This window comes from Sphingopyxis sp. sgz302558, from assembly GCF_057220455.1.
On sequence record NZ_JBXPUZ010000001.1, the window covers coordinates 321,018 to 327,218 of the forward strand.

At 64.4% G+C, this 6,201-nt stretch carries 9 protein-coding genes; 4 read left to right on the forward strand and 5 right to left on the reverse strand.

Annotation, left to right across the window (positions count from 1 at the left end; genetic code table 11):
• Positions 1 to 121: 121 nt before the first annotated feature.
• Genes AC2TC0_RS01565 through AC2TC0_RS01575 form a run of 3 tightly spaced genes read right to left on the reverse strand, consistent with a single transcriptional unit; the run spans position 122 to position 1,947 of the window.
• Entirely contained in the window at positions 122 to 682 is a 561-nt protein-coding gene (locus AC2TC0_RS01565) for an LptA/OstA family protein (protein ID WP_484715733.1), read from the reverse strand.
• Positions 679 to 1,320: an LPS export ABC transporter periplasmic protein LptC gene (locus tag AC2TC0_RS01570; RefSeq protein WP_484715734.1), complete on the reverse strand. Its 642-nt coding sequence runs from the start codon at positions 1,318 to 1,320 to the stop codon at positions 679 to 681. Before AC2TC0_RS01570 ends, AC2TC0_RS01565 begins: the two co-directional genes overlap by 4 nt.
• A gap of 9 nt (positions 1,321 to 1,329) precedes the next feature.
• The gene (locus tag AC2TC0_RS01575; protein WP_484715735.1) at positions 1,330 to 1,947 is read right to left on the reverse strand and encodes a ribonuclease D; all 618 of its coding nucleotides are present in this window, start codon (positions 1,945 to 1,947) and stop codon (positions 1,330 to 1,332) included.
• A gap of 212 nt (positions 1,948 to 2,159) precedes the next feature.
• Here AC2TC0_RS01575 and AC2TC0_RS01580 point away from each other — a divergent pair, with 212 nt between their 5' ends.
• Positions 2,160 to 2,930, forward strand: a complete 771-nt coding sequence (locus AC2TC0_RS01580) for a cold-shock protein (RefSeq protein WP_484715736.1) — start codon at positions 2,160 to 2,162, stop codon at positions 2,928 to 2,930.
• 61 nt (positions 2,931 to 2,991) lie between these two features.
• On the forward strand, positions 2,992 to 3,693 hold the full coding sequence (locus AC2TC0_RS01585; RefSeq protein ID WP_484715737.1) for an NAD-dependent deacylase: 702 nt from the start codon (positions 2,992 to 2,994) through the stop codon (positions 3,691 to 3,693).
• Here AC2TC0_RS01585 and AC2TC0_RS01590 read toward each other — a convergent pair.
• Positions 3,690 to 4,148, reverse strand: a complete 459-nt coding sequence (locus tag AC2TC0_RS01590; protein WP_484715738.1) for a nucleoside deaminase — start codon at positions 4,146 to 4,148, stop codon at positions 3,690 to 3,692. The two genes, AC2TC0_RS01585 and AC2TC0_RS01590, sit on opposite strands and share 4 nt — an antisense overlap.
• 127 nt (positions 4,149 to 4,275) lie before the next feature.
• Between AC2TC0_RS01590 and rpmB the strand changes: the two genes are divergently transcribed.
• Positions 4,276 to 4,569: a 50S ribosomal protein L28 gene (gene rpmB / locus AC2TC0_RS01595; protein WP_484715739.1), complete on the forward strand. Its 294-nt coding sequence runs from the start codon at positions 4,276 to 4,278 to the stop codon at positions 4,567 to 4,569.
• A gap of 11 nt (positions 4,570 to 4,580) precedes the next feature.
• On the opposite strand, the gene AC2TC0_RS01600 is transcribed toward rpmB, so the two are convergent.
• The gene (locus AC2TC0_RS01600) at positions 4,581 to 5,606 is read right to left on the reverse strand and encodes an esterase-like activity of phytase family protein (protein ID WP_484715740.1); all 1,026 of its coding nucleotides are present in this window, start codon (positions 5,604 to 5,606) and stop codon (positions 4,581 to 4,583) included.
• A gap of 145 nt (positions 5,607 to 5,751) precedes the next feature.
• On the opposite strand from AC2TC0_RS01600, the gene AC2TC0_RS01605 reads away from it, so the two are divergent.
• Complete coding sequence (locus AC2TC0_RS01605) at positions 5,752 to 6,156, forward strand: glycine zipper 2TM domain-containing protein (protein WP_484715741.1); 405 nt, start codon at positions 5,752 to 5,754, stop codon at positions 6,154 to 6,156.
• Positions 6,157 to 6,201: the final 45 nt, after the last annotated feature.

The window sequence follows — 6,201 nt, forward strand, 5'->3', positions numbered from 1 at the left end:
TCCATCGGCGGGCACCTCGCAACGGCGCTGGCGCCCAAGACGGACGGCACAGCGGCAGTGGGTGGTCCCAAAACCGCATCTAGCAGGTCATGACGTCGACGTGGTTAAGTCCGGGGTCCGGTCAATTCCGCTTGGGCACGGTAAAGGTGCCCGTCACGCGCCCGCCAGAGCCACCTACGACCGGCTGACCATCAGGCCCGCGTCCCGCGCCGCGTCCGTCTACCGTCGCACGGCCGCTGTTCAAATCGATCACCAGCCGCCCACCGCGCAAATTGTTTCCCGCCTGCACGAGCTCGACATTGCCGACCAGTGTGATGACGCGCTTATCGAGGTCATAGATGGCGACATTGCCGCGCGCGCTTTCATTGCCCTTGGTCACCGTAACCCCGCCGGTCGCATCGATGCGATTGATTTCGGTGCCGCCCGAGCGGCTGTACGCAACCGTCATGCGTTCTGCGGTCAGGCGCAGTCCCGCTTGCGTCACTTCAACATTGCCGGTGATGAGAACCCGGTCGGCACGGTCCTGTGCCTCGATGCTGTTCGCGGCGACATTGACCGGGGCATTGCTGTCATGGTTGGCCAGCGCCTGCGCGCGCGCCGTGTCACCATTGCCATTGGCCAGAAGGGCCAGGGCCGTCAGCACAAATGCCGCAGTGCCAAGCGCCAAATTGGTGCGGGTCATCGGCGCAATCCTCCCTGATTGATGGTCAGCCGGGCATTGCCATCCAGCCGCACGGTACGGGCGTCAAGGTCGGCGACCAGCCGGTTGGCCGAAAAGCGCCCGATGTTCAAGCTGCCCTCGACACCGCCTGTTCCGGTCAGGCGGCGCGCCTTCAAGTCCATGGTAACATCGCGCGCCTCGAGCTGGTAGCCGCCTGCGGCTTTGACCGTTATCGGCCCGGTCACCGACACGGCCTCGCGCTGCATATCATAGGCGCCGTCGGGGGCAAATATCGTGGCGGGGCCATCGGCCAGCCGGATTGCGCCTGACAGGTCGGTCATCCGTACCACGGGGTCAGTGCTCGATTTTTGCACCGCACTTTTGGCGAGCAAGGCAAAGGGTTGGCCCTTGGCATCCTGCCCGCGATAGGTCGCCTGAGCGACGCGCAGCCGTTCCTGGGCGACATCGACCTTATCCTTGCTCAAAAGAAAGCTAAGCTCCTCACGGTGGGTGAAGGGCGAAAAGACCAGCACCGCCGCGACGATGCCGATGACCAGCGGCAAGCCGGTTCGCAAAATGCGCACCACCCGGTCATGGCTGCCCCCCGCCGCCGCCCAGAGGCGGCGCATGTCGCGATCAAGGTCAGCAGCGGCAGACATTCGCGCCGCCTAGCTGTGCGCGAAGATGTCGGCTTCGGCCCAGCCGGCAAGATCCAGCTCAGCCCGTACCGGCAAAAAATCAAAGCAGGCCTGCGCCAAATGGGTGCGCCCCTCGCGCTCCAGCCGCAGGTCAAATTCTTGCCTGAGCCGGTGCAAAAAGCGCACGTCACTCGCTGCATAATCGCGCTGCGCTTCGCTCAGCACCGGCCCGCCCCAGTCACTGGACTGCTGCTGCTTGGACAGTTCCTGCCCCAACATTTCGCGCACCAGCTCTTTCAAGCCATGGCGGTCGGTATAGGTGCGCACCAGCCGCGAGGCGATTTTGGTGCAATAGACAGGTGCCGTCACCACGCCAAGATGATGGCGCAGCGCGGCAATGTCGAACCGCGCAAAGTGAAAGAGTTTGAGCCGCGCCGGATCGGTCAGCAATGCTTTTAGCACCGGCGCGTCATAGCGGCTGCCGGGCGCGAATCGCACCAGATGTTCATCGCCGCCGCCATCGCTGAGCTGCACCAGACACAGCCGGTCGCGCAGCGGGTTGAGGCCCATCGTTTCGGTATCGATTGCAATAGGCCCGGGGCCCAAGGCATCGGTCGGCAGATCTTCGTCGTGCAGGTAAACAGTCATCGGGGCGCCATAGACCCGCTGCCCAGCGAATGGAAGCGCCGCGCATGGCCAGCTTATCCCCAAGTTTTCGTTCGCAGAGGCTTGTCTTTCTTGCTATGTCTAGTTTTGGCTGGGTGCAGGGTGAGTCTGTCCCAGTGGCTCATGCTGCCCTTCGTCCGGTGCGGCGCGTGCGACAAACAGGGTGCGGGCGAGGCGAAAGTGATACGACCAAGATGAGTTTCAACAAAGACCGCCGGGGCCCCCGCGGGCGCGGCAAGCGCGACGATTTCGGCAATTTCGACAGCTTCGAACCGCAACCCTATGGCGAGCCGCGCCGTTCGTTCGGCGATGATCGTGGCGGCGGTTATGGTGGTGATCGCGGCGGCTTCGGCGGCGGCGGCCCGCGCGGCGGCGGCTTCGGTGGTGGTGGCGGCGGCTTTGGCGGCGGTGGCCCGCGCGGCGGTGGGATGCCGGCGCAGGTCGTCGGTGAAGGCACAGGCCAGGTCAAATTTTTCAACGGCGGCAAGGGCTTTGGCTTCATCGCCCGTGATGATGGCGGCGAAGACGTGTTCGTCCACATCAGCGCGGTCGAACAGGCGGGCCTGACCGGTCTGGCCAATGGCCAGCCGCTCGGCTTCACGCTGGTCGAGCGCAATGGCAAGGTTTCGGCGATCGATTTGAAGATCGATGGCGAGCCGATGCCGGTCGAGGAATTTGCGCCGCGTGATCGCGGTGACCGGCCCGATCGCGGCCCTGCTGCGGGCGGTGCCCGTGGCCGTCGTCAGCTGACCGGCGAACGCGCCTCAGGCACGGTCAAGTTCTTTAACGAGACCAAGGGCTTCGGTTTTATTTCACGCGACGATGGTCAGGCCGATGCCTTTGTCCACATCAGCGCGGTGCAGCGTGCGGGGATGCAGGGGCTGGTCGAAGGCCAGCGGCTGGCGTTCGACATCGAAGTCGATGACCGCGGCAAATTTGCCGCTGTTAACCTCGCCGCCGAATAAGCACGCGAAATTCAAAGGCAAAAGGGGCGGGTCATTCCGCCCCTTTTTCTTGGGACGAATGATGGCCGCAACAATCCGTAATGTCGTCATTTTGACCGGCGCAGGCATCAGCGCCGAGAGCGGTATCGGCACTTTTCGCGACAATGGCGGACTGTGGGAACAGCACCGGGTCGAGGATGTGGCAACGCCCGAGGCTTTTGCGCGTGACCCCGATCTCGTCCACCGTTTTTACGACATGCGCCGTGCCGCCATTCAGGCAGCCGAGCCCAACGCCGCGCACGTCGCGCTGGCGCGGCTCGATGCGGAATGGACGGGGGACCTGACCATCGTCACCCAAAATGTTGACGATCTGCACGAACGCGCCGGGGCGCGTCGGCTGATTCATATGCACGGCGAGCATTTGAACGCCTGGTGCACCGCATGCGACAGCCGCCATCGCTGGACCGCGACGCTGTTCGAGCGCCCACCGTGCCCCACGTGCGGCGCATCAGCGCTGCGGCCGGACATCGTCTGGTTCGGCGAAATGCCATACCGCATGGGCGAAATCTACGCAGCGCTCGCCGGTGCCGATTTGTTCGTCAGCATCGGCACGTCGGGTGCGGTCTATCCTGCAGCCGGGCTGGTACGCGAGGCGCGCGCGGCGGGGGCGGCAACGCTGGAACTCAATATGGAACCCAGTCAGGGGAGCCGCTGGTTCGACGAGGCACGGCACGGTCCGGCCACCGAATTGGTGCCCGCGTGGGTGGCGGAAGTATTGTCCTAACGCCGCAGCGCGAAAAAATCCTTGAGCAACGCTGCAGCCTCGCTCGCACCCAGCTCGTCATAAACCTCAGGCCGGTGGTGGCAGGTGGCGTGCGTGAAAACCCTTGCGCCATGGGTCACGCCGCCGCCCTTTGGGTCGCTGGCGCCAAAATAGAGCCGCGCGATGCGGGCGTGGCTGATGGCGCCCGCGCACATCGCGCACGGTTCGAGCGTGACATAGAGATCGCACCCTTCCAGCCGGTCACGCCCTAGCGCCGCGGCGGCGGCGCGAATCGCCACCAGTTCGGCGTGGGCGCTGGGGTCATGGTGGCCGGGCGGTGGGTTGACGCCCTCCCCGACGATCTTCCCGTCCAGCACCACGACAGCACCTACCGGCACCCCGCCCTCGCGCGCCGCCTGCGCCGCAAGGTCAAGCGCGCGCTGCATGCCGGGGGGAAGCGGAAAGGAAGCGGCCATGTATAGGGCCTATTCGCTTGACGAATCTGCCGCAAGCCGATAGGCGCGCGCACTTTCCCGGCCCATCCGGTTTGCCCAGCCCGCTTTCGGGGGCGAATCTGGCCGCCAGTCAATTGAGGAATTATCCATGTCGCGCATCTGCGAACTCACCGGCAAGGGCCGTCAAGTCGGTCACAATGTGAGCCATGCGAACAACAAGACCAAGCGTACCTTTCTGCCCAATCTGCAGAATGTGACGCTGATTTCGGACGCGCTGGGCAAAGGCGTGAAGCTGCGCGTATCGACGCACGGGCTGCGCTCGGTTGAGCACAATGGCGGCCTCGACAATTGGCTGCTCAAGGCCAGCGACGATCAACTGTCGGACAATGCCCGCAAGCTAAAGAAGGAAGTGGCTAAGAAGCTGGCGGCCACCGCCGCCTGAGTCGGTTTTGCCTATTCCGATTGCATCAGGGGCGGGCCGGTGACGGCGCCGCCCTTTTTTGCTGGCATCAACGCGTTCGGGTCGATGGTGAACCGCACCAGCCTTGTGGTCTGCCAATCCTGCAGATTGTCGTCGGACACCAGCCACAGCGACAAGCCATCAGACGCTTCGCTCACCGCCGCGCCTTCATAATTTTCGGCGATGCGGCCGTCATCAATCACGGCAATCGGACGGCTGGTGAGCGTTTGCCCCGCTGCGATGGTGCGCGGGTCGGCGATAGCGATGCTGGTGCGAAAAACAGGGTTAAGCCATAGTCGCCGGTGCAAAATGATAATCCGTCCATCGGGCAGGGCCGCAACTTCGGTCACATCCCCCTGCCCGCCGCTGTCATAGAAAAAGCGGACGCTGGGCGTGGCAGGATCGCCTGGATCGCCAGTGAACAGCAGGCCTTCGCGCCGACCCAGCACCGTGCGCGATTCGGACAAGCCGATAAAGCGGCCGTCGGGCAGGCGGGTGAACGCTTCAACCCCGCCATTGTCAGGCCAGCTTTCAAACACCGCCTGCCGCGTGCGCAAAATCCGCCGGTGATCGACAGCAAAGCTCCACACCTCCCCGGTCCCTTCCATCGCCGTCCAATAGCGCCCGGTCGTCGGATCGACGGTGACGGCCTCGGCGTCATAGTGATGCTTGCCGCGATAGCCCGCCACGGGCGGCGGCAAATGATCAAAGCGGCTAGCGCCCACCATGCCATTGGCCGTCAGGGTGAAGCGCAAGCGGTAGCCAATATCGCTCATCAACAGGAATGACCGCTCACCAACCAGCGCCAGCCCGGAAAATCCGCCAAATTTGTCATGCTTGCTGCCAATGTCCCACGCCTCGACCAGCTTGAGCGCCCCGAACTGCATCCCCCGCGGCACGCCCGCAACGGCGGCAATGTCCAATTGCTGCGTGTGGTTGGGCGGCGGCGGCGCGATCTGCGAACCGGGCAATGGCGCGAGCAAAATGAACAGCAAAAGGGCAATCAGGGTACGGCGCATGGGCGCAACCGCCCTGCCAGCCGCAGCGCCCCGCCGCAACGGCGAAAGATGAACGCCAGCCAACAGCCGTGTTCAGCTTTGGCTCAAAGGCGAATCGGCAAATCATGGTCATCGGCTATCCCGCCCGATGCACTGGAGATTTGCGATGACCCGCACCCTCACCCTGACCCTCGCTGCAGCGCTGGCGATCCCGGCCGTCGGCTTTGCCGCGCCGGCTGCTGCCGCCGATTATGGCTATAGCGGCGCCAGCAATTACTATGACGACGATGATGATGATCGTTACGAGCGCCGCTATGACCGTCGTTATGACCGGCGCTATGATCGCCGATCGGATCGGCGTTACGACCGTCGTTATGACCGCCGCCAGTACAGCCGCTGCGACAATGGCGACGGCGGCACGATAATCGGCGCTGTCGCTGGCGGTCTCGCTGGCCGTGAGCTCGCTGGCCGGCGCGGCGATCGCACCGTTGGCACCATTATCGGCGGCGCGCTGGGCGCGCTGGCCGGACGCGAAATCGACAAGTCGAATGATCCCTGCCGCCGCCGCTGACGCCTGATACCGGGGCGGGGGGGGGGGGGGGGGGGGGGGGGGGGG